General features: G+C 55.8%; 18 protein-coding genes and 1 other RNA gene. 11 read left to right on the top strand and 8 right to left on the bottom strand.

What is annotated here, in order from left to right; translation table 11 throughout:
* Window positions 1-44: 44 nt before the first annotated feature.
* The 4 genes from NZ823_00505 (at window position 45) to NZ823_00520 (ending at window position 2,067) form a co-directional block, all read left to right on the top strand.
* Window positions 45-329: a hypothetical protein gene (locus NZ823_00505; GenBank protein ID MCS6803607.1), complete on the top strand. Its 285-nt coding sequence runs from the start codon at window positions 45-47 to the stop codon at window positions 327-329.
* Between the two features lie 6 nt (window positions 330-335).
* Window positions 336-713, top strand: a complete 378-nt coding sequence (locus tag NZ823_00510) for a cell division protein ZapA (GenBank protein ID MCS6803608.1) — start codon at window positions 336-338, stop codon at window positions 711-713.
* Window positions 714-1,075: 362 nt separating this feature from the next.
* A non-coding RNA gene (gene ssrS, locus NZ823_00515) (6S RNA) lies at window positions 1,076-1,267 on the top strand.
* Between the two features lie 26 nt (window positions 1,268-1,293).
* The gene (locus NZ823_00520; protein MCS6803609.1) at window positions 1,294-2,067 is read left to right on the top strand and encodes a TIGR00282 family metallophosphoesterase; all 774 of its coding nucleotides are present in this window, start codon (window positions 1,294-1,296) and stop codon (window positions 2,065-2,067) included.
* Window positions 2,068-2,071: 4 nt separating this feature from the next.
* Here the strand turns inward: NZ823_00520 and NZ823_00525 are convergent, their stop codons facing one another.
* Window positions 2,072-3,028 carry an RluA family pseudouridine synthase gene (locus tag NZ823_00525; GenBank protein MCS6803610.1) on the bottom strand — a complete coding sequence of 319 codons (957 nt, stop codon included), beginning with the start codon at window positions 3,026-3,028 and terminating at the stop codon, window positions 2,072-2,074.
* 182 nt (window positions 3,029-3,210) lie between these two features.
* Here NZ823_00525 and cofD point away from each other — a divergent pair, with 182 nt between their 5' ends.
* From cofD to cofE, 3 genes are all read left to right on the top strand, one after another.
* Window positions 3,211-4,161, top strand: a complete 951-nt coding sequence (cofD, locus tag NZ823_00530) for a 2-phospho-L-lactate transferase (protein MCS6803611.1) — start codon at window positions 3,211-3,213, stop codon at window positions 4,159-4,161.
* 151 nt (window positions 4,162-4,312) lie between these two features.
* Complete coding sequence (gene cofC, locus NZ823_00535) at window positions 4,313-4,960, top strand: 2-phospho-L-lactate guanylyltransferase (protein ID MCS6803612.1); 648 nt, start codon at window positions 4,313-4,315, stop codon at window positions 4,958-4,960.
* Entirely contained in the window at window positions 4,939-5,691 is a 753-nt protein-coding gene (cofE, locus tag NZ823_00540; protein ID MCS6803613.1) for a coenzyme F420-0:L-glutamate ligase, read from the top strand. Before cofC ends, cofE begins: the two co-directional genes overlap by 22 nt.
* An 81-nt stretch (window positions 5,692-5,772) precedes the next feature.
* Here the strand turns inward: cofE and NZ823_00545 are convergent, their stop codons facing one another.
* Window positions 5,773-6,465 carry a hypothetical protein gene (locus tag NZ823_00545; GenBank protein MCS6803614.1) on the bottom strand — a complete coding sequence of 231 codons (693 nt, stop codon included), beginning with the start codon at window positions 6,463-6,465 and terminating at the stop codon, window positions 5,773-5,775.
* Between the two features lie 278 nt (window positions 6,466-6,743).
* Between NZ823_00545 and NZ823_00550 the strand changes: the two genes are divergently transcribed.
* Both NZ823_00550 and NZ823_00555 read left to right on the top strand, forming a co-directional pair.
* On the top strand, window positions 6,744-7,346 hold the full coding sequence (locus NZ823_00550; GenBank protein ID MCS6803615.1) for a sigma-70 family RNA polymerase sigma factor: 603 nt from the start codon (window positions 6,744-6,746) through the stop codon (window positions 7,344-7,346).
* A gap of 48 nt (window positions 7,347-7,394) precedes the next feature.
* Window positions 7,395-7,925, top strand: coding sequence for a hypothetical protein (locus tag NZ823_00555; GenBank protein ID MCS6803616.1), 531 nt, complete (start codon window positions 7,395-7,397; stop codon window positions 7,923-7,925).
* Window positions 7,926-7,949: 24 nt separating this feature from the next.
* Here the strand turns inward: NZ823_00555 and NZ823_00560 are convergent, their stop codons facing one another.
* The 6 genes from NZ823_00560 to dacB all read right to left on the bottom strand — a co-directional run bounded on the left by NZ823_00560 (window position 7,950) and on the right by dacB (window position 18,445).
* Window positions 7,950-8,348, bottom strand: coding sequence for a DUF983 domain-containing protein (locus NZ823_00560; protein ID MCS6803617.1), 399 nt, complete (start codon window positions 8,346-8,348; stop codon window positions 7,950-7,952).
* A 274-nt stretch (window positions 8,349-8,622) separates the two neighbouring features.
* Window positions 8,623-9,966, bottom strand: coding sequence for a hypothetical protein (locus NZ823_00565; GenBank protein ID MCS6803618.1), 1,344 nt, complete (start codon window positions 9,964-9,966; stop codon window positions 8,623-8,625).
* Window positions 9,967-9,986: 20 nt separating this feature from the next.
* Entirely contained in the window at window positions 9,987-12,275 is a 2,289-nt protein-coding gene (locus tag NZ823_00570) for a glycoside hydrolase family 3 C-terminal domain-containing protein (GenBank protein ID MCS6803619.1), read from the bottom strand.
* A gap of 22 nt (window positions 12,276-12,297) precedes the next feature.
* Window positions 12,298-15,744: a TonB-dependent receptor gene (locus NZ823_00575; protein MCS6803620.1), complete on the bottom strand. Its 3,447-nt coding sequence runs from the start codon at window positions 15,742-15,744 to the stop codon at window positions 12,298-12,300.
* A gap of 161 nt (window positions 15,745-15,905) precedes the next feature.
* Window positions 15,906-16,622 (bottom strand): hypothetical protein, encoded by a 717-nt coding sequence (locus NZ823_00580; protein ID MCS6803621.1) that lies wholly within the window; start codon window positions 16,620-16,622, stop codon window positions 15,906-15,908.
* A 248-nt stretch (window positions 16,623-16,870) separates the two neighbouring features.
* Window positions 16,871-18,445: a D-alanyl-D-alanine carboxypeptidase/D-alanyl-D-alanine-endopeptidase gene (gene dacB, locus NZ823_00585; protein ID MCS6803622.1), complete on the bottom strand. Its 1,575-nt coding sequence runs from the start codon at window positions 18,443-18,445 to the stop codon at window positions 16,871-16,873.
* A gap of 128 nt (window positions 18,446-18,573) precedes the next feature.
* Here dacB and larE point away from each other — a divergent pair, with 128 nt between their 5' ends.
* Both larE and NZ823_00595 read left to right on the top strand, forming a co-directional pair.
* Window positions 18,574-19,434 carry an ATP-dependent sacrificial sulfur transferase LarE gene (gene larE, locus NZ823_00590; protein MCS6803623.1) on the top strand — a complete coding sequence of 287 codons (861 nt, stop codon included), beginning with the start codon at window positions 18,574-18,576 and terminating at the stop codon, window positions 19,432-19,434.
* Window positions 19,435-19,575: 141 nt separating this feature from the next.
* Entirely contained in the window at window positions 19,576-20,433 is an 858-nt protein-coding gene (locus tag NZ823_00595) for an alpha/beta fold hydrolase (protein MCS6803624.1), read from the top strand.
* The last annotated feature ends 8 nt before the right edge of the window (window positions 20,434-20,441 follow it).

Below are 20,441 nucleotides of genomic sequence, written 5' to 3' on the forward strand. Positions count from 1 at the left end.
ATGGTAGTACAATACGGGCGCTACGACACAGATGAGGAGGCCCCATGGTGGTCGCAATGACAGGATTGGAAAAGTTCTCATATTTAGAAGACAAAATTTATCAGGTGATTGAACAGTATCAGGCGCTGAAAAAGGAGAAAGAGTCCTTGGAGCGAGAAGTCGCATCGCTCACGCAAAAGCTCGGCATCGCGTTGGCCGAGAAGGATCGGTTAGAGGTACAACTGGAACGACTCTATGTAGAGCGCGATGCGATGAAACTCAAAGTCGAAGCCATGCTGGATGCGCTGTCGGTGATCGAGCATGAAGTGGGTCAGGCAGTCAGGAGGTAACGTACTGTGGACGATTCGACAACCATTGGTGACGCTCCACCATCACCCCAGGCGATTACGGTGGAGATTTACAATCAGTCGTATAACATTCGCGGCAACGGCGACCGTGAGTATATCGCGCAGTTAGCCGAGTTTGTTGACCGCCGCATGCGCGATATTGCTGGCACGACCCATACAGTAGATTCGCTGAAAGTGGCTATCTTGGCGGCCCTCCACATTGCTGATGAACTGCATCAATTGAAAAAACGGCACGAGCAGATGGACGCTCAGATTTTGCAGAAGGCTATAGAATATAGTGACCTGATGGACCAGATTATCGGGGTCAAAGCCAATGAAGCAGCTTCTCCAGAGGATACCCAGCCGCATGGGTTGAACCAGTCTTAAGGTGTTTATTGCCGTTCGTAGCCCACGGTGAGCTGCGTTGTGCGCTTTTTCGACGGGTTTAGTCTGCCGGAATCCAGATTTTTCGTTGTGCACTGTTTTCGACGGGCTTAGTCTACTCCTACGAGAAAGTAGCACAGGCATTCCTGTTTGTGCTCCATTTTCATGCTTCGTGGCGTGCAATCGCATAGGGACGATTCCTGCGAAAATCGCCCACGAAACACACGAATCTCACGAAAGGATGTATTTTCATCCTTCGTGGCGTGCTGTTGCACAGGAGGCGATTCCCCCGGCACAATCTACAGGCAAACGGACAGGCTCGATATTGACCGGGTTTTGTCTCTGTACTAACATCTGCCTGGTGTGGGCTTCTGCGGAGTTCGTGATGATCGGGCGTTGTTTGAGCCAACGCCAAATTGACGGGAGGCCGACGCACAGAATGCTCTATTGCGGTAAGCTCGGCCAGCGTGCTGAGACACCAACAGGTAGAGGCTAGGCCACCCACCTGGAGAGATCCAGGTTCAGCAATGTCCATCACACGGCTTTGTGGAAGGCCCACTACATTTTCACCGCGTTGTGACTCATGCGTGTTCTATTGATCGGAGATGTCGTTGGACGGCCTGGACGTCGTGTGGTGCGAGAGCACGTGCCACTGCTGAAAACCGAAAACCACATAGACCTGATTGTCGCCAACGTTGAAAACGCGGCCAGCGGAGCCGGCTTGACACCTGCAACAGCCGAGGAACTCTTCGCAGCCGGTATTGACGTGATGACATCGGGCAATCACATCTTCGACAGGAAAGAAGTGCTCAACTTGATGGAGCATGAACCGCGCCTGCTCAGGCCGGCCAACTACGCGCCTCAGGTGCCGGGGCGCGGTATATGGACGGGCACGACGGTTGGCGGGCATCGCGTGTGTGTCATCAATTTGCAAGGCCGTATCTTTATGGCGCCCAGTGATTGTCCCTTCCGCACCGTGGATCGGTTGCTCGAACAGATCGAGCCACAAATTGTCCTCGTGGATATGCACGCCGAAGCCACCTCGGAGAAGATCGCCATGGGCTGGTATCTGGATGGCCGTGTCAGCGCCGTCTTTGGGACACACACTCATGTGCAGACGGCTGATGAGACAATCTTGCCGGGCGGCACGGCCTATATCACTGACTTGGGCATGACCGGCCCCTACGATGGCATCATCGGCATGCAACGTGACCTGGTGCTCGATCGTTTTTTGCGTGGCATGCCAGCGCGTTTTGAGCCAGCCGTTCATGATGTGCGGTTATGCGGCGCCATTGTTGAGATCAGCGACGAGACCTATCGCGCCGTCGCCATCGAGCGGATCATGCTTCGAGCATGACCGGTCAACCGGAACGCAACAGCGTTAAAAGCTGCTGCAGTTCGTCCGGCAAGTCGGCCTGAAATTCCAATAATTCATTGGTGCGCGGATGATAAAAACGAAGCCGGGCCGCATGCAAGAAATATCGTCCAAGCCGATCAACGGCCTGCCGGATTATAGGATTTTTGATCTTCGTCTTATAACCTGCCCCATACACGTCATCGCCGACGATGGGATGGCGAATGTAGGCCATGTGAACGCGAATCTGATGCGTGCGGCCGGTCTTGATCTGCACTTGCACGAGCGCCACATCAGCAAATGCTTCGACCACACGATAGTGCGTCAACGCGTGGCGGCCTTTGCTTTCGGGACGCACGGCCATTTTGATACGCTCAATGGGGTGACGACCGATCGGCGCTTCGATTTTGCCTTGAGCCGGCGATGGAACACCATAGACAAGACCGAGATATATTTTCTCCACCTCGCGATGTCGCCATTGGTTAGCCAACTTCAGGTGCGCTTCATCATTTTTGGCAACAACGAGCAGACCAGATGTTTGTTTATCCAACCGATGAACGATGCCGGGACGAGCCACGCCGGATACGCTCGAAAGCTGTTGGCAGTGATAAGCAAGCGCATTGGCCAGCGTTCCTGAACGAACACCGGCGCCGGGATGAACAACCAGACCTGCCGGTTTATTGATGAGAAGCAGGTCATCGTCTTCATAGATGATGTTGAGATTAAGATTCTCCGGTAAGAATTGGCTTGGCTCCGGTGGCGGAATGTCAACTTCTAGCTTGTCTCCTGGCTTGAGTTTGTAGCTTGGCCTCACCGGTTGACCGTTGACCAGCACGTTGGCGCTCTCAATCAGGCGTTGAATCCGCGAACGACTCAGCCCTGTCAGTGCGCTAGTCAGAACTTGATCAACGCGTTGGCCAATCTGCTGGTCATTAGGGATCAGGTTGTAACGCGGCGATTTCATGCTAGCCAAATAATCATAATGGTCTGCGAGGGAGAATAACAGTGGTTCCGTCCGTTGCCATCATGCGTTGGATTCGGCTTCTTGCATGCAATCGGGGCTCCCTTTGACAGTAACCTTGGTGTTGCGCCCGATGATGTTTTCCACTAGATTACGCCATCCAATAACAATGGAGGCGAGCGCTCATGATTACGATCCTGGCTGGCGGTACAGGCGCAGCCAAATTCATTCGCGGCCTTGTCGAATGTGTGCCGCAAGAAGAGATCACGATCATCGGCAACACGGGCGATGATGTGATCGTGTGGGGGCTTCATGTGTCGCCTGACCTGGACACGATCATGTATCTGCTCACCGGTTTGCTCGATGAAGAGCGTGGCTGGGGCATTCGAGATGATTCGTTTGCCTGTTTGCAGGCGATGCAGCAGTTTGATGAGATCACCTGGTTTCAACTCGGCGACCGCGATTTGGCGACGCACATCGAGCGAACATGCCTGCTGCGGCAAGGTCTGACGTTGAGCGAAGTGACAAGCCGGCTGTGTCAGGCGCTCGGCGTCAAAGCTAGGATTTTGCCAATGTCTGAGGAGCGCGTCGAAACACGGATACACACGCCGAATGGAATTTTGTCATTTCAAGAATTTTTCGTCCGCGATCGTTGGGCTGCTAATGTGACTGCTGTTGACTATCATGGCAGCGAGCAAGCGCATCCGGCGCCAGGCGTGCTGGAAGCGATCTATGCCACTGATGCCATCATCATCGCGCCGAGCAATCCGATCACGAGCATTGGGCCGATTCTCGCCGTCAATGGCATTCGGCAAGCGCTCTTTGAAACACTGGTTCCTGTCGTGGCAATCAGTCCTATTGTTGGAGGCCGAGCCGTGAGCGGCCCGGCAGGCAAATTGATGGCGGCGTTCGATTATGACGTGTCGGCTATCGGCGTTGCCCGGATGTATCGGGACTTTCTCGATGCGCTCGTTATTGATGAGCAGGATGCCGATCTGACGCCGACTATTGAACGGCTGGGCGCGCGCGTTGTCTGCGCCAATACAATCATGCAGACGCTAAGCGACAAAGTCAGTTTAGCGCGGACTGTTCTGGCTTGTTTGAATGAGCTTGATAGCGCTCGGACGCATCCTTAGAGCTTTTGGGACAATGTTCCAATGTGAGTGTGGCCCACATGGACACAATCATGATCTACGAGGCTGAGCGAGGCGCATTGAAACGAGATAGAAAGGCATATCTGAATCACTGGTGGATTAGTTGATTCAGGTCTCATCGGAGGATTGATGTGTGATTGCTGCCGTTGTGCCGGTCAAAGATTTTGCCACTGCCAAGCAGCGATTGGAGGCTGTCTTGCCGCCAGCCGTGCGGCGTCGGTTGGCCGAGGTGATGCTGAAAGATGTGCTGGCCGAGGTGACAACTGCTTCTGGGCTGGATCGCGTGTTTGTCGTGACGCGGGATGAGCAAGCCGTGGCAATAGCGACGGAGCGCGGCGCATCTCTTATTGTTGATCCAGATAATCACGGTGAGACGGAAGCCGTAGCGTTGGCGACACACGCGCTGATGCAACACGGCATTCATGCTATGCTTGTTCTGCCGGCAGACATTCCGCTGATCACGAGGGAAGATGTTGAGCAGGTCATTCATGCAGGGCGTGAGGCTGACGTTGTGCTTGTGCCGGCGCATGACGGACGAGGCACTAATGCCGTGCTGCTCTCGCCGCCGGATGTTCTGCCATTAAGATTTGGCAACGACAGCTTTCATCCACACCTGCAATCAGCCCGCGATAGCGGCTTGCGCACGAGCATCCTTCATTTGCCTCGCATTGCGTTGGATATTGATACGCCAGCCGACTTGATCTCGCTTGGCAGATGGCCGCTGCGAACCCGCGCGCAGGCGTTACTCAGAGAGATGCCATGGAATCCACAATCCAGATAATCGGGATTGAAGGCTTGCCGGAGATTCGGCCCGGCGACGATGTGGCCGAACAGGTGCTACGCGCTGCGGCGCAGGCTGGCTTGACGTTTCAACAGGGCGACGTGCTCGTCATTGCGCAGAAAATCATCTCCAAAGCCGAAGGGCGATTGGTCTCTCTCAACGACATTGAGCCGTCCGAGTTTGCGCGCGCGATTGCCACCACAATGAACAAGGATGCACGCATCGTCGAAATTGTGCTGCGAGAATCCAAGCGGATTGTTCGCATGGATCGCAACGTCATGATCGTCGAGACGCATCACGGTTTTGTCTGCGCCAATGCCGGCGTTGATCAGTCGAACGTGGCCGGTGGCTGGGTTTCGTTGCTTCCGCGTGATCCTGATGGCTCGGCTGCGCGCATCCGGCAACAGCTCGCGCAGGCAGTAGGCATTGATCTCGCTGTCATCATCTCGGATACGTTTGGCCGTCCGTGGCGCCAAGGGCTCGTCGAGGTTGCTATTGGCGTGGCGGGACTGCACCCCCTGATGGATTATCGCGGCCTGCAAGACTCTTATGGTTATATCTTACAGGCAAGTGTCGTCGCCATCGCTGATGAGTTAGCAGCGGCGGCCGGCCTCGTCTTTGGTAAAACCAATGGCATCCCTGCGGCGGTAATTCGTGGATACCGATTTACGCCGGCGCTCGGTTCAGCCAAGACGTTACTTCGCCCGGCCGATAGGGATTTGTTTCGTTGAGCGCCTTTGCTCAGTGTTCGACTCATGTCCGCTCTGCGTCAACTGCGTGATCTCGTGCTTTGTTTCGTTGAGCGCCTTCGCTCAGTATTCCAACTGACCGTGATAAAACATGTCAGCGACTTTGAAGCGAATGTTCAACGAGTAGCGGCTGGATAGTTCTGTCACGAATCGAATCTCTTTATCAGCAGAAGTCACGAACGGTTTGTCGTTGAGCATTCGCGGAAAGACGAACTGAGCGCCGATGCCATCGCCGCGCGGGCGATGATAGTCAGCGAGCCAGACCTTTTCGCCGTTGTTTTTGAGCAGATAGGTATTGTTGTGCAGCCGCGAGGCTACGAGATTGTTCATCACCTGCAGCACTTCGCCCTGGAGGCGACCGTCGTTACTGTCAAAATCTACAGCGATGACGATGTGTTCAGGAAACGCGCGATTGACGAATTGATCCAGTTTCTCTGCTAGCGCCGCATTGGATTCGGCGTGCTTTTGCAACAGCGCCAGCCGCGCAATAGCTTGACGGACCGGCTTGGCGCTCAACCAGCGGATGCGGAAATTGACTTTCAGCTCAGTTTCACCAGCCGTATTTCTGCCGATGTCAGTGAATCGTTCCGGCATCTCGGTGAACGTGTAGGTATACGCCCACGGCGAGTTAGAGAGGAGTTTTTTGGCGTCTTTCTCCGACCAATCGGTATGGGGTTTTTCTTTGTAGAACTGCGCGCCAGTAACTAGTCCCGGCAGCAGCATCAACAGGAAAGCAATTTGAGTCGTTCGTTTCATACGTCACCGCCTTGTGAGTTTGGTTTCGGGGCCGCAGGCATTATACCGCTTCTGTTTTGCCGATGGATAGGATATTTCGGCTCATCTCACTCACGGAGCCCGGATTGATCTACCTCCACGCAGACCGGCGTTTTGTTGATCTCTTGGCGCTGCACCGGATTGAATCCGGCAGAGCGCGCCAATTGACGCGAACAAATATGAGAGGGAACTTCCCCTATCCTTTTGTGCGTTTCATGAATCTATAGCATGTAAGGCAGTGACGTTTGGCCGGAGGTGAGATGGCCGAAATAGCAAGGGAGAATCTGCCGGATGAGGTGTTAGTCATGGCGGCTGTTGTCGGCGACATCGGCGCATTTGACACGTTGGCGCAGCGGTATCGGCCGGCCGTCGTGCGTGTGGCGCAAGGTATTGTCGGAGCAGAATGGGCGGAAGACGTGGCGCAAGAAGCGCTACTGGCGGCGTTCAAGGCGTTGCCTGAATTGGAGGAGCCGCGCAAGTTCGCTGCCTGGTTACACACGATCACCCGGCACAAGGCGTTTCGGTTCAGTCAGCGCGAGCGCTATATGAGTCAACATCGCGTCGAACTCGATCAGCGGTTGTTACAGCACCTCGCGTCGTTGAGCCGGCCGATGCTGAATCAGCCATCGGAACGAGAGACTGAACTGAAGCAGGCGATTGAGCGATTACCGCCGGTCTATGCCCTCGTCATCACGTTGCGGTACTATGACCGGATGCCGGTCAAACGCATTGCCGAGTTTTTGAACTTGCCGCTGACAACCGTCAAATGGCGGCTGCATCAGGCCAAGCAATGGTTGAAACAATTCATGCAGCATTCCGCAGAAGCTGTTCATGTCGCCAGTGGCGACGCCCAGAAACGATGAAAAACGCCACAGGCAGGAATGCCTGCGCCACTTTTTTCGGAGGAGATTATGGAAAAAGAGCACGAACAGGAAATTCGCAAACTGGTTAATGTATTGAGACGAACGGCTCGCATGGCCACTCAAGCGATGTGGTGTTGGAGCGCCAGTGAACAGTCCCAAACGCATGCGGCTCAGTATGGCGCACAACAGTACAACCGCATCTTTCATCGTTTGAAAGAGCTGGACCCATCCGTCAGTACGATCTTCGGGCCACTGGATGAACACGCGCCGCTGGAAGTAGTAGGCATGGCCTGTCGTCAATTGGCGGCCTACTATGAAGACGAGCTGGAAGAAGCGGCTGCCAAGGAGGGCCGCCACTATCGTCGTCGTGACTGGGGCTCGTTCTACGAAACGGCTTACGAAGCTGGCCCATTCAAAATCTTCTTCGGACGCACGTTCAAAGACCTGGAAGAGCTGGGCAGAATGATTCGCGAGTGCATGCCGCCATGGATGCGCGGCGAAGAATGTCAGACCAAGAGCGAAGAGTCGAAGTCGGCGGCCAGCAGTGGCACAACGACAGAGACGAAAGGCATGAGTTGAGTCAAATGCGCCAGCGGCCGGTTGTCACCACTGTTCCGTGTCTGAGTGGGCTTGCCAGTGACGACTCGTGCGCGGCGCGCCGAGCAGATAATCAATCCCAAGCCACAGACTGCGACTGTGGTGAAAGAACGCCAACGGGAATAGAACAGCGATGAGCAGCAGCGGAACGATCATGGCTTCGCTCGATGGAGTCATGAATAAGAACAAAACAAGATAAGCTGCGATAATCGCTATTTCTGTGGCAATCACGTTCACGTAAATGGCGCCGATGAAATAGCCCTGCTCGCGTTCGAACAGATAGCCGCACGTCAAGCAACGTGGCCACATTTGAAACGGTGACCGATAAAGCGGCGATTGGCCGCAGGCCGGGCATTGTAGCTTGAGGCTATGTCGCACGATCTGTCCAATTCGTTGTCGGCGCATCGGGCTTATTATGGTTGAGTGCGGCAAGCCGTTCAAGGCGAGGGTTCATCTTGGGCAGAGACTCTAAGCAACATGACAAAAGTTCGGGGCATTTTTCGAGTGCTGCGACACGTCGCAGCTTTGGCCGGAAAGCGGTGACACGTCACCGCACGCCAAAACGTCCCGTCCCCCCAAAACCTCCCAGAACGTTTGTCCGGCTACTTAGCGAAGCTCGTATTGATCGCGTTGGTTGGCTCGGCGATGCAGCGCTCAAGCTGCTCTCGCCGACAACGGCTCAGCGAAGTTCGATCAGCTCCATCGCGCGTGTGACTTCGGGATTGCGCATGAACCAGCGCCAGACATTTTCAGTGCGCAGGTTCTCTGCGCTCAGCAGCGTGATACCGAGGTCAATGCCGATGACATCGGGATTGACCCAGCCGGTGGTTGGATTGAACGCGTCGGTGAAACCGTAGCGACCGTAGATGCGGTCGCCGAACCGCTCGTGCATGGTCAGCAGCGCCGGCAGGCAAATATCCGGCGCGAACATCAGTGAGCCGCCGGCAGCGCAGGGCACGACCGTGCCGTCAATACGTCCGTCGCGCGGTAAGCCGGTTGGCGGCGGCCCGCCCCACGCGCAGTAACGGTGTTGCCCCTGTTGCAGGCAGTCCGAGGCGGTGATGCCCCATACGTTCTCTGAGTAGCTATTGGGAAACTCGCGCGCCAACCGAATGCAGAACTCGCGATGGGCGCGCGTGGCTGTCACCGAATTGGCGAACCAATCAATCTGTTGGCCCCTGGCTTCGCGCCGATGGCGAAAATCTATCCAAGCGTGTGAATACTGATGGATAAACAATGGCGCGGCGCCGTAGATGTAGGTATAGCCTCGATAGGTAATCGGATTGCGTACCCAGGCATACCAAGCGTCGGCGGGAATCGGATGGGTCGGCGAGCCGATGGCCAGCAGATACAGGATCATGTGTTCGCTGTAGACCGACCAGCGTGCGCTGAGAAAGCCCGATTCGGGTTTCCAGCCATGCGAGAAAATCGCCGGATCACCGTTCAACATCCAAGGAAAATCAACGCGCTCGTAAATCAGCGTGGCGAGCCGAACAATCTCAGGGTCAGCCTGGAAATACTGTCGCGCCGTCAGCACGCCCGCTAGCAGCAACGCCGTATCAATTGAAGAAACTTCACTGTCCCACTGTCGGGCGCCGGTTGTAGCGTCCATCCAGTGGTAGAACCAGCCATTTTGATGGAAGGCGCGGTTGGCCAAAAATCGCAGCGTTGCGCGCACACGCTCGCGCGCCTGTTCAGCATCAACCCATTGACGTTCTGCGGCGATGCAGTAAGCCGTCAGCCCGAATCCCGTTGAAGCGATGCTCGCCACGTTATGACGGAGCGTGCCGTCCGTTTTGGCGCGGTCGCGTATCAGGCCCGTCTCTGGCGCTTGGTGCTCCCAGAAGAAAAGAAATGAGCGACGCGATAAGTCTTCCAGGAATGCGTCCTCATGCTCCGACAATTGGAATGAAGTGGACACGCTCGTTGACGACGATTTGCTCAGGCGGCAGGCTGTAGGCACAAACCCCATCTGAGCTATGGCGCCAATCAGCAGGCTACAGATGATCGAGTGAATTAACATAGAGGTCGCAAAGTATGAAGTCATCGCTCCTGAACGAAGAAGCTGGCTTGAAGTCCGCCGACGGAACTGTTGCCGACAAACACGATGAACTCGCCTGGCTCGACAACAAATCTCATCTGGCGATTGTAGAAGCCGAGATGTTCGGGGCCGAGCGTGAATTGGACACGGCGCGTTTCTCCCGGCTGGAGCGTGATTCGTTGAAATCCCTTCAACTCTCGCACGGGGCGGGTCACACTGGCGACGACATCTCGGATGTAGAGTTGCACCACTTCGTCGCCGGCGCGCTGACCGGTATTTTGGACATCAACACTGACAGTCAGTCGGCCATTGGTTGGGATGCGCTGATGACTTAATTGCAGATTGGAGAGAGCGAAGGTGGTGTAGCTCAGTCCATAGCCGAACGGAAAGAGCGGCGTCCACGGCGCGTCCAGGTACTTGGATGTGTATTTGTTGTTCACGTCAGGCGGGCGGCCAGTGTTTTTGTGGTTGTAATAGAGAGGGACTTGTCCAACGTGCCGCGGGAACGTCACGGGCAGCTTGCCGCCGGGATTGACGTCGCCGAACAATACATCGGCAATGGCATGACCGGCTTGAATGCCAGCGAACCAGGTTTCTAAAATGGCCGGCACGTTTTCGGCGATCCAGTTGATCGTCAACGGACGACCATTCATCAGCACCACCACCACCGGTCGGCCTGTGGCGTGAATCGCCTTGACTAAATCCAGTTGACGACCGGGTAGATCAAGCGAGGTGCGCGATGCCGCTTCACCGCTCATCTCAGCCGATTCACCGACGACAACCAGCGCAATGTCCGATTGGCGCGCCGCGCGCACAGCTTCAGCCAGGCCGTCCGTTGAATCGCCGTCAATGTCGCAACCTTTAGCATAGTGAATGCGCGTGTTGGGCGAGACTTTGGCTCTGATGCCCGCCAGCACGGTGACGACGTCTTCTTTGCGGCCGTCGCCGCTCCATGAACCGAGCGGCGCGGCTTGGTCATCGGCCAGCGGGCCGATAATGGCGAGCGATTGTAGGTTTTTGCTTAACGGCAGCAGATTCCCATCGTTCTTCAATAGCACCATCGAGCGGGCTGCCACCTGGCGCGCTGCTGCCACGTGCGCTGGATTCAATAGCACGGCGCGTTCACGCGTCTCGTCAGCGTAGGGTTGGTCGAACAAACCAAGGCGAAACTTGATGCGCAGGATACGGCGCACGGCCTCATCAATTGTTTTCATGGAGAGCTGGCCAGAGCGCAGCAATTGTGGCCCATGCTGGTTATACAGACGGCTGACCATCTCCATGTCCGTGCCGGCATTCAAAGCCAGTTGCGCGGCGTCGGCGCCGTCAGTGGCGAGTCCATGCTTGATCAGTTCTTCAACCGCCGTGTAATCACTGACGACGAATCCATCAAATTGCCATTCCCCTCGCAGGACCTTGGTTAAGGTGAACGGATTCGCTGTTGCCGGCACGCCATTCAAGTCATTGAATGCCGTCATGAGAGTGCCGACGCCGGCCTCGACGGCTGCTTTGAACGGTGGGAAGTAAATCTCGCGCAGTGTCCATTCAGACATGTCGGTGGTATTGTAGTCGCGTCCGGCTTCAGCCGCGCCATAGGCGACCCAGTGCTTGGCGCAGGCGACGACTTTGTCCGGCGCGCTGTAGTCTTGGCCTTGAAATCCGCGCACGCGCGCTTGCGCCATCACGGAACCGAGATAAGGGTCTTCGCCAGCGCCTTCGACGATGCGTCCCCAGCGCGGATCACGGGCAATATCCACCATCGGGGCAAACGTCCAGTGAACGCCGGCTGCGCGGCTTTCAGCCGCTGCAATGGCAGCGGCGCGTTCGACGGCAACGGGGTCCCAACTGCTGGCTTCACCAAGCGGCACAGGAAAGATCGTGCGGTAGCCGTGGATCACATCGAAGCCAAACAGCACCGGAATTTTCAAGCGCGACTGTTCGACGGCGATGCGCTGCAATTCATTCGTGCGTTTCGCGCCGCGCACATTCAGCGTCGCGCCGAGCAACCCGCGACGGATCAGCTCAGGATGCTCCTCGCGGTAGCGTCCGTCGGCGTGGCCATCGAGTTGTTGAAGCTGGCCGAGCTTCTCTTCCAACGTCATGCGGGCTAGTAGCGCGTCAATCTTGCGTTCAATCTCATTGGCCTTCGGGTCAATCGTGTTGCCGGACGGCTCAAGATAGGCACGCGTCATGGAGGCGAGCAGAAGCCCGACGACAAGGCACATCATGACCAGCGCAACGCTGGTTAGGCGTTGCTGGTGAGCACTCGCGCGTGGTGACGGTCTGTTGTTCATAAGCGGCTGGAGGATGAGCCAATCAAAAACTAAATCGCGCTTGGAATTCGACAACGCGCCCGGCCAGCCCACGTGATGCCCGGCCAAAATTGGGATTGTCAGCGAACGTGCCAGGATCGAAGAAATTCAATGGCGACAGATTCAGTTCATTGAACGCGTTGAGAAAATTGAATCGCAGTTCCAGCTTAGCGTTTTCGCCCAGTCCGGGAATTCGCGGCAGGCCAGTTTGTTTGACCAGACTCAGGTCCGTCGCGCGATAGCGCGGTCCACGAAACGAGTTGCGTCCGATACCAGGCGGGTTGACCCGAGCCGTCGGTCCTGGTGGATTGGCATTCGGATCAATACGGACGGTCAGGTCAAAATAACGCGCGCCGCCACCAGGGAAGTTGCCGCCCGGTCGAATGAAGGCCTGGTCGCTATGATCGTTCAGTGCGCCGCCATAATAAGCAATCGGACGAATGGGTCCGTATTGCTCGCCCGTGGCGAACCGAAGACCTTGGCCGAATTTCACCGTGTAGGGTAACGACGAGCTGGCCGTGAGGATGCCGTTGATCTGCCATCCGCCTAGGACCTTGCCAATCCAATCGCTGCGCCGATGGAAGATCGGCACATCCCACAATCCCGACAGGACAAAGTGGTGTGTCACGTCGTAGTCTGACGGACCGCGTTCGGTGGCGATGTCGCCGGGGAACGTTTGATTGGTGGGCGCGCCAGGGCCTTCGTAGGAAAGCGTATCAATGCTCTTGCTCCAGCGGTAAACTGCATCGAAGCGGAACCCTTGTGCAAAGTTTCGCGTCAAACGAGCGAGCATGCCGTGGTAATTGCCGTTGACGTCAGGTCGCAGGAAATAGACAGGCCTGAAAAACGGATTCGGCTGCAGGATAATGTGCAGCGGCACGATGCGAATCAGTTTGTGGCTACTGCTACCCTGGTAACCGAGCGCGGCAACAAAATTCCAGGGCAATTGATATTCAGCGTCTAACGAAAAGTTGTAGACGTAAGCATTGCGTAACTGCGGTTCCGTGCCGTAGATCTCCACCTGGCTGCCGCGCACCCCACCTGTTTCCGGGTCAATTCCTTGCGCCAGATGAGGGTTGACCGGATAACTCGTCAGCGCATTGCTTGTGCCCAACGCGTAGACAATGCGGCAAAAGGGAAAAGGGAACAAGCCGTCGGCGCTGGACCCGCAGCGACTGATCACATGACGCGCAAAGAAGGGAGGATTGCCTCGCGTATTGCCAAACAACACGCCAGGCGTGCGGTTGTAGCCAATGCCGAATCCACCGCGCCAGACGAGCTTATCGGCAAACCGTTTGGGGCTCCAGGCAAAGCCGAGGCGTGGAGCAAAGTTGTTCCGATCCGGCTCAAACAGTTGATCCATGACTACCAGCTTGGAGCGCACCAGATCACCAGGTGGAAACACCAGATTACTGAGCCGCCCGCGCTTTTCTCTGAGCGGCGTGAAGTATTCATAGCGCAACCCAAGATTCAATGTCAGGTTGGGACGGAGCTTCCAATCATTCTGCACAAATAAACCGTAGTTGCTATAGCGAAAATAACGTTGCGCGTCAGCCGGCAAGCCCGTATTTGGATCAGCGTTGATCTGTTCTTCAAACGGGGCATCATTAGCTAGATTGTAAATCCCCTTGAAAATGTATAACGGGCGCGCGCCGCCAGCCAGATTGTTGTTGTCGTGTTCCTTGCGAATTTCTACGCCGAATTTCCAAGCCATGTTGCCACGTATCCAGGTGAGCGTATCGCGGAACTCGAATGTGTTCTGCGCAAAAATGCCTGGCGTTGTTTCAGAGCGTTCAACGCCGATTTCCAGTAACAAGGTTGCTGGACCCTCAACACGAATACGCGGGACACCAAAATTCACATTAGGGTTATCGGCGACCTCATTGAATGAGAAGCGCGTGAAGTTGGCGCGGGCTTCATTCAGCAACGTGGCCGAAATCGTGCGAATCCACGATACCGTTGCCGCCGAGTTGAGCGGCTTAGACGCCAGGTCGCCAACTGGGCGGCTTTGCGCCAGGTTCTTGAAGTCATCACGGCGCGTCACATAGGTGCTGACGAAAAACTGATCATTGCCACGATGGAAATCAATGCGTGTGTTAAACTGATTCCCGCGATTGCGATTGGGAAACATCAGCCGAACGAATTGAATGTCGGGAATGCCGTCCAACCCACCGCCCGTTGTGTTACTTTGCCGAACATAACGCCCCAGTCCACCGGTCAATGATCCAATGTCCAAACCGCCTGGCACAACCCGGCAGAGCATCGGGTTATTGTTCAACAACGAGCAATCGGCTGGCAGCTCGCTCAGAATCCGAGGTTCGACGCCAGGGATGGCAAACAAGCGGGCCGTCACACCTCCCTGTCGTTGCGTCATGACCAGTTGACGGAATTGCGGGGTTTCCACATAGGTGCTCGAGAAAGTCGTCAAATTATTCCGCAAGCCTTCATACGAGAAGAAGAAGAAGAGCTTATTTCTTACGATCGGCCCGCCCAGGCTGCCTGCAAACTGTCGGAACCGTTGCTCAACACGTTCCGGTGGCGCATTCTGATTGGGATCGCCGGTGATGCCGCCATATTTATTGAATGCGTTCAAACCCGGCTCATTCAACTTGAAGACCAGGCTACCATGAAACTCGTTTGTGCCGTTTTGGGAGACAACTTTGATTTGCGCGCCGGTGTTGCGTCCATCTTCAGCGGAATAGGTTGTTGTGGTGACGCGAATCTCCTTAACCGATTCCTGATTCGGTGTCACCACCGCAGCGCCAGCCCAACCGAGACTGTTGACGCTCACGCCGTCAATCTGATAGTTGTTGGCCGAGAGCCGTTGCCCGTTGGCGCTGATAGGAACTTGGTTTTCAACCTGGAAGATCGAGATATTGGAACCACCCGGCCCCGTCGTGTTGGGCAAGCCCACGGAGCCGCCGTTACTAGAACGCGCGCCAAGGCCAAATACGCCAGGGGTCAGTCGAATCAATTCGTACGGATCACGTCCAAACTGCGGCAACCGCAACACCTCACGCGTGGTAATGGCGCGATCAATGTTCGGATTCTCTGTCTTGAGCCGCTGCTCGGCTTCAGCGGTGACAGTCACCGTCTCCACTACCTCGCCGGGCTCCAACGTGACATTGATGCCTTCAATCGTCTCAGCCGTGACGACGATGTTATCCAATACCTTCTTCTTGAAACCGACATACTCAACCGTTAGGGTATACTGCCCCGGCGGTAATCCGGCAATGCGATAAAACCCCTCATCGCCGGCGACGGTCTGACGTTCTTGACCGGTCTCTTTGTTGGTCAATTTGATCGTCGCTCCGGGGATCACAGCTCCCGTTGGATCGGTCACCAAACCTTGAATGCCAGCTTTGAATTGCGCGCTGGCCGTTGTCGCGCCGTACACGATGATGAGGGCAGACAAGATCAATCGAACTGTGACAGAAAACGCGCGACCCATATTCCAAACCCTCCTGTGGCCGATCGCTGGTTGCCGCATGGGGCAAGAAATCGGCCCCGCATGGAGACCACCGCAATGCCGGAGCATCTGCATGCGTGCCGTTTGCAGTGTAGGATTTTGCCTCAAAGACCGGCGACCAGCGACCAGCCGCGCTTACCCCATTAGTTGCCGATTAGCTTACCGTTGAACTGGATGTTGTCGAACAAAGCTGCCGCCCGGTTGTCAGGGTTCGCTGTGCTAATGACAACCTGCATATAACCTTTGATGAAGAACGGCCCCGGTATGCCTTGTTCCAGATTGGTGATCTCCAGCGGCCCACTGGTTTGCTCCTGGCCGCCGAGCTCAGTGACATAATACTGAATTTTCCGTTTCCCATCGGTATCCCGGAAGTAGCGCAAGCGCATGTTGATCTTTTCGCCTGAATCATAGGTTCGCGGGAACGCATAGAAGGGGAACGGACCGCCAAACGCAACGACTTCATGGGCATCGGTGTTGACAATGAACTGGCCGCTGCCGGCAATCGCCGTATCAATGATGATCCCGGCTTCTTTCCGTGGCGAGATTGGTGTTCCGTTCAACACCAGATCGAAACTGAAATCGAAGAAGTCGTTAATTCCGAACACCGCCGGCTCTTCGCCGTCTTCCGAGAGTGCCCAATCATGACGATTGGCAAATTGCCCCGGATGGCTCACTTTCGTGTCGGCAAAGGCCACAACGGGTAGCGCTTTGAGTGAATCAAAGGTTGAACTCGGATCGCCACCATGCACCACACGCGGCAGAATGACAATGTCATTGGGGCCACGTTGAGCCGTCGCGACCTGAACACTTGGTATAGCAAAAATCCCTAGCAGAACCGCTGTTAAAACTATTTTCTTCATAGAGTCTCCTCCGTTGAAATGTGTTTGGTTGAAGTTTCTGAATCCACACTCACCCCCCAAGAATGCGATTCAAATTTGTTTTCTAGAATTTGAGATTCGACAATCGAACCGGGCATGCCTAAGTATACCGATTTCGATGGGTAAATACCACCCATCGGAGTTCCGTGGCTTAGAGCTTGCTAGAGTTAGTTTACGGTGAGAAATATTTCCAAAAATTTCTCGCCTCGGTTGAGGTGAGGCAAAGCCGCTCAGGACGATCCGCCAAACCGAGCCAGCAACGCGCAGATATCGTTGGCAGCCGCGGTCACCTCGGTGATTGGGCCGGTGTGGTCGTTGGCCATAATACTGAACACGAGCCGTTCGCCCCGCGCCGTCGTCACGTAGCCGGACAGCGTTGATGTATAACGCAGCGTGCCTGTTTTGGCGCGAACGTTGTCTTGCGCCGGCGTGCCGCGCATGCGATGTTCCAACGTGCCGTCTATTGAGGCAATGGGGAGAGATTCGATATACACCTCGCGGTGTGGCTGTTGGTACATGTAGCGCAGCAAATCAACCGTCGTGGCCGGTGTAATGAGATTATGACGGGATAAGCCGGAACCATCGGTCAACACAATCCCCTGACGGCGTGCATTGGCCGTTTTCAGTAATTCCAGGATCAGGGTGATGCCTTTCTCGGCTGTTCCTTCTTGAGCGACGACCGCGCCGATTGTGCGCAGCAATAATTCCGTATGAAGGTTCTGGCTGATTTTGTTCACAATGCGCACTGCCTCAGCCAGCGGAATAGATTCGACGAACGCCAGTTCTTTCAGTGTGGACAGATTCAGGGGATCATGTTGGCGCATGCGGGCATCGGCATGGCGGATGCGGCCTGTCAGTTTAATGCCACGTCGGGCCAGGCTCTCAGCAAACAGTGTGGCGGCGTACAGCGCCGGTTTGTGAACGGCAATGTAGCCGCGGTAGCCTTCGCTCTGCGTCGGTATCGTTCCCCAGATTTCCAACCGGTTGTCTTCCAACCCTCGGCGAATATGGATCTGCTGGGGTGTATCAGCCGCCGTCGTCACAGCTTGATTGATGATGGTGACATAGGCACTTTCTGGCGAAACAAAGACGCGAGCCGGCTGCCCCGGCGCGTGGCCGGGCAGTATCGTCAGCGCAATTGAATTGTCGTCAACCGACAAGGCGCTCACTTCGCTGCCATACGACCATTGCAAGTCGTCCCACTCCCAGGCGACGCCAAGCGGCGGCCCGGCAAAGTAACTCTCATCGCCGACCAGATCGCCGCGGATTTCACGTAGCCCAGCTTTATAGAGTTGCTCTGCCAGGTAGTCCAGCGGTGTCAGCGTCCCGCCCAGGCCAGCGCGACTGGACAGATTTGGATCGCCTCGACCATAGAGGATGAGGTCGCCCGTCATGATGCCCTGTGAATTGGGCGACGAAGCCCCATACACGGACGTGCGGAAGCGATACGACGGTCCTAGATGAACGAGCGCCGCTGCTGTCGTGTAAAGTTTCATGTTGGAGGCCGGCACAAACAACTGTGTCGCGTGACGACTGAAGAGAACCCGTTTGCGATCCAACGATTCAATCAGTATGCCCCAGCGCGTTGTGGCGAATTTCGGTTGCTCGATGATCTGGGTAATGGCTTTTTGGAGTTGAGCCGCTGAATGGATCGGCGCCGGTTTGCTTCGTGCCGACACAGCCGGCTGTGACCCGGTCGCGCCGGCGACGGCGCCAGCGCGGCGGACCGATTGGGCTACCGGCCTCTCGGTCACAGAGAGAGACAAGAGCGTGACAATCATTATCAGCCGAATGGCTCGTTTCATACGTGTGTTAATCCTCACCAATGAGTGGTGATCAACCTTACTGCATCGAGCTTTGGAAATCAATCTGATTGATTGGTCAATGAGCAATGCGCTATAGTTGAAATTTAGCGCGGGTAAGGTGAGCAGCCATGGATGGTACGGTGTTAGATCAAAAAGAGCAGCGTCTATTGAGTTACCTTGAATCATTGGGATCGGTGATCGTGGCCTTTTCTGGCGGCGTAGATAGCGCCTACGTGGCGTATGCAGCGTCGCGCGCCCTGCGGGACCACGCATTAGCCGTGACGGCGCTCAGTCCGAGTTATCCCGACAGCCAGAAACGCGACGCCGTCGCTTTTGTTCAGCAGTTTGGGCTCCGTCACCAATTCATCACGACCGACGAAATGAGCGACCCGAACTATCGTCGCAATCCAGCCAATCGGTGCTATTACTGCAAGACAGAACTGTACGCGAAACTGGCTCGGCTGGCCAAGGAGTGGGGATTTGCGGCCATCTGCGATGGTGTGAACGTGGATGATCTCAGCGATTTTCGTCCGGGTCGCCAGGCTGCCAAAGAGGCCGGGGTACTCAGCCCGCTGGTTGCGTGTGGAATCAATAAAGCCGAGGTACGGGCGCTGTCGCGCCGTGCCGGTTTGCCGACGTGGGATAAGCCAGCCTCGGCTTGCCTGTCGTCGCGCATTCCCTATGGTATGGAGATCACGGTGGAAAAACTCAAGGCGATCGAAGCTGGTGAGGACGTTTTACGCGAGTTGGGATTCCGTGTATTTCGTGTGCGACATCACGGCCAGATCGTTCGATTGGAGTTTGGCAAAGATGAACTGGCGCATGCGATGAGACCGGAGGTCACCGAGCGATTGATCCGCGAATTTAAGGCGCTCGGCTTTCTCTTTGTGACGGTTGACTTGGAAGGCTATCGCAGCGGCGCGCTCAATGAAGCGTTGAAGTCGCCATTGCCCGTTTTGGGCGATCTGCAAAGGGACGGCGGCCATTGAGGCGCGCTCAATGAAGCGTTGACGTCGCTATTGCCCGTTTTGAGCGATCTGTAAATGACGCGGAGTGAGGGATGCGTAATCACACTTGGTTGAAGTCGCCATTGCCTGTGCTTAGGTGATCGGCACAGCGCCACGCCGAACATGAATATCCAGCATATCAGCATTCCAGCAACCGACGGTTTCCAATTAGCTGCCACGATCTATCAGCCTGAGCCGCTGCCGGCCATAAACCGCATCGTGCTGATCAATTCGGCAATGGCTGTGAAGCGAGCCTTCTATGACAAGTATGCTCGATTTTTAGCCGAAGCCGGACTTGTCGTCATCACGTTCGATTATCGCGGCATCGGCGATTCCCGTGCGTCTTCGCTCAATGGGTTCGCCGCCACGGCGCGTGATTGGGCAGAGAAAGATATTGCCGGCGTCATTGAGTGGGTCTCGAAGCAATTTCCTTCAGCCGCGCTCCTGGTCGTTGGTCACAGCATCGGTGGACAATTGCTGGGCTTGTTACCCAATCATCAACGCATCATGGCCGCGCTGGCGATTGCTGCTCAGAGCGGCTATTGGGGATTGTGGGACCCGCCGCGCCGGCGTTACTTGATGCTGCTATTCTGGTATGTCGTGCTTCCGTTGACGACTAACTTGTGCGGCTACTTCCCTGGCAGCCGTCTTGGCATGGGCGAGGATGTGCCCGCTGGTGTCGCTCTGGAGTGGGCGCGTTGGGGACGGAATCCGAACTACCTCATCGAACACGAAACGACGCGCGAGCGATACCGAGCGTTCAACGCGCCCATCCTGGCCTATAGTTTTGAGGATGATGCCTACGCCCCCAAACGAACGGTAGAAGCCCTGCTGCGCTTTTATTCACAGTCTACTGTGTGTCACCGTCACGTTGCGCCACGCGAGCTTGGTGTTCCAGCCATCGGGCACTTCGGTTTCTTCCGCGAAACGCTGAAATCTACGTTGTGGGTTGAAACACTGGCTTGGTTACAACAACACTGAGTCTCCTC

It is taken from the genome of Blastocatellia bacterium, from assembly GCA_025054955.1.
Classification (GTDB): Bacteria; Acidobacteriota; Blastocatellia; order HR10; family J050; genus JANWZE01.

Coding starts and splice junctions, on each gene's coding strand:
- NZ823_00505 (MCS6803607.1), top strand. CDS start 45: ATGGTGGTCGCAATGACAGGATTGGAAAAGTTCTCATATTTAGAAGAC.
- NZ823_00520 (MCS6803609.1), top strand. CDS start 1,294: ATGCGTGTTCTATTGATCGGAGATGTCGTTGGACGGCCTGGACGTCGT.
- NZ823_00525 (MCS6803610.1), bottom strand. CDS start 3,028: ATGAAATCGCCGCGTTACAACCTGATCCCTAATGACCAGCAGATTGGC.
- cofD (MCS6803611.1), top strand. CDS start 3,211: ATGATTACGATCCTGGCTGGCGGTACAGGCGCAGCCAAATTCATTCGC.
- cofE (MCS6803613.1), top strand. CDS start 4,939: ATGGAATCCACAATCCAGATAATCGGGATTGAAGGCTTGCCGGAGATT.
- NZ823_00545 (MCS6803614.1), bottom strand. CDS start 6,465: ATGAAACGAACGACTCAAATTGCTTTCCTGTTGATGCTGCTGCCGGGA.
- NZ823_00550 (MCS6803615.1), top strand. CDS start 6,744: ATGGCCGAAATAGCAAGGGAGAATCTGCCGGATGAGGTGTTAGTCATG.
- NZ823_00555 (MCS6803616.1), top strand. CDS start 7,395: ATGGAAAAAGAGCACGAACAGGAAATTCGCAAACTGGTTAATGTATTG.
- NZ823_00560 (MCS6803617.1), bottom strand. CDS start 8,348: ATGCGCCGACAACGAATTGGACAGATCGTGCGACATAGCCTCAAGCTA.
- NZ823_00565 (MCS6803618.1), bottom strand. CDS start 9,966: ATGTTAATTCACTCGATCATCTGTAGCCTGCTGATTGGCGCCATAGCT.
- NZ823_00570 (MCS6803619.1), bottom strand. CDS start 12,275: ATGAACAACAGACCGTCACCACGCGCGAGTGCTCACCAGCAACGCCTA.
- NZ823_00575 (MCS6803620.1), bottom strand. CDS start 15,744: ATGGGTCGCGCGTTTTCTGTCACAGTTCGATTGATCTTGTCTGCCCTC.
- NZ823_00580 (MCS6803621.1), bottom strand. CDS start 16,622: ATGAAGAAAATAGTTTTAACAGCGGTTCTGCTAGGGATTTTTGCTATA.
- dacB (MCS6803622.1), bottom strand. CDS start 18,445: ATGAAACGAGCCATTCGGCTGATAATGATTGTCACGCTCTTGTCTCTC.
- larE (MCS6803623.1), top strand. CDS start 18,574: ATGGATGGTACGGTGTTAGATCAAAAAGAGCAGCGTCTATTGAGTTAC.
- NZ823_00595 (MCS6803624.1), top strand. CDS start 19,576: ATGAATATCCAGCATATCAGCATTCCAGCAACCGACGGTTTCCAATTA.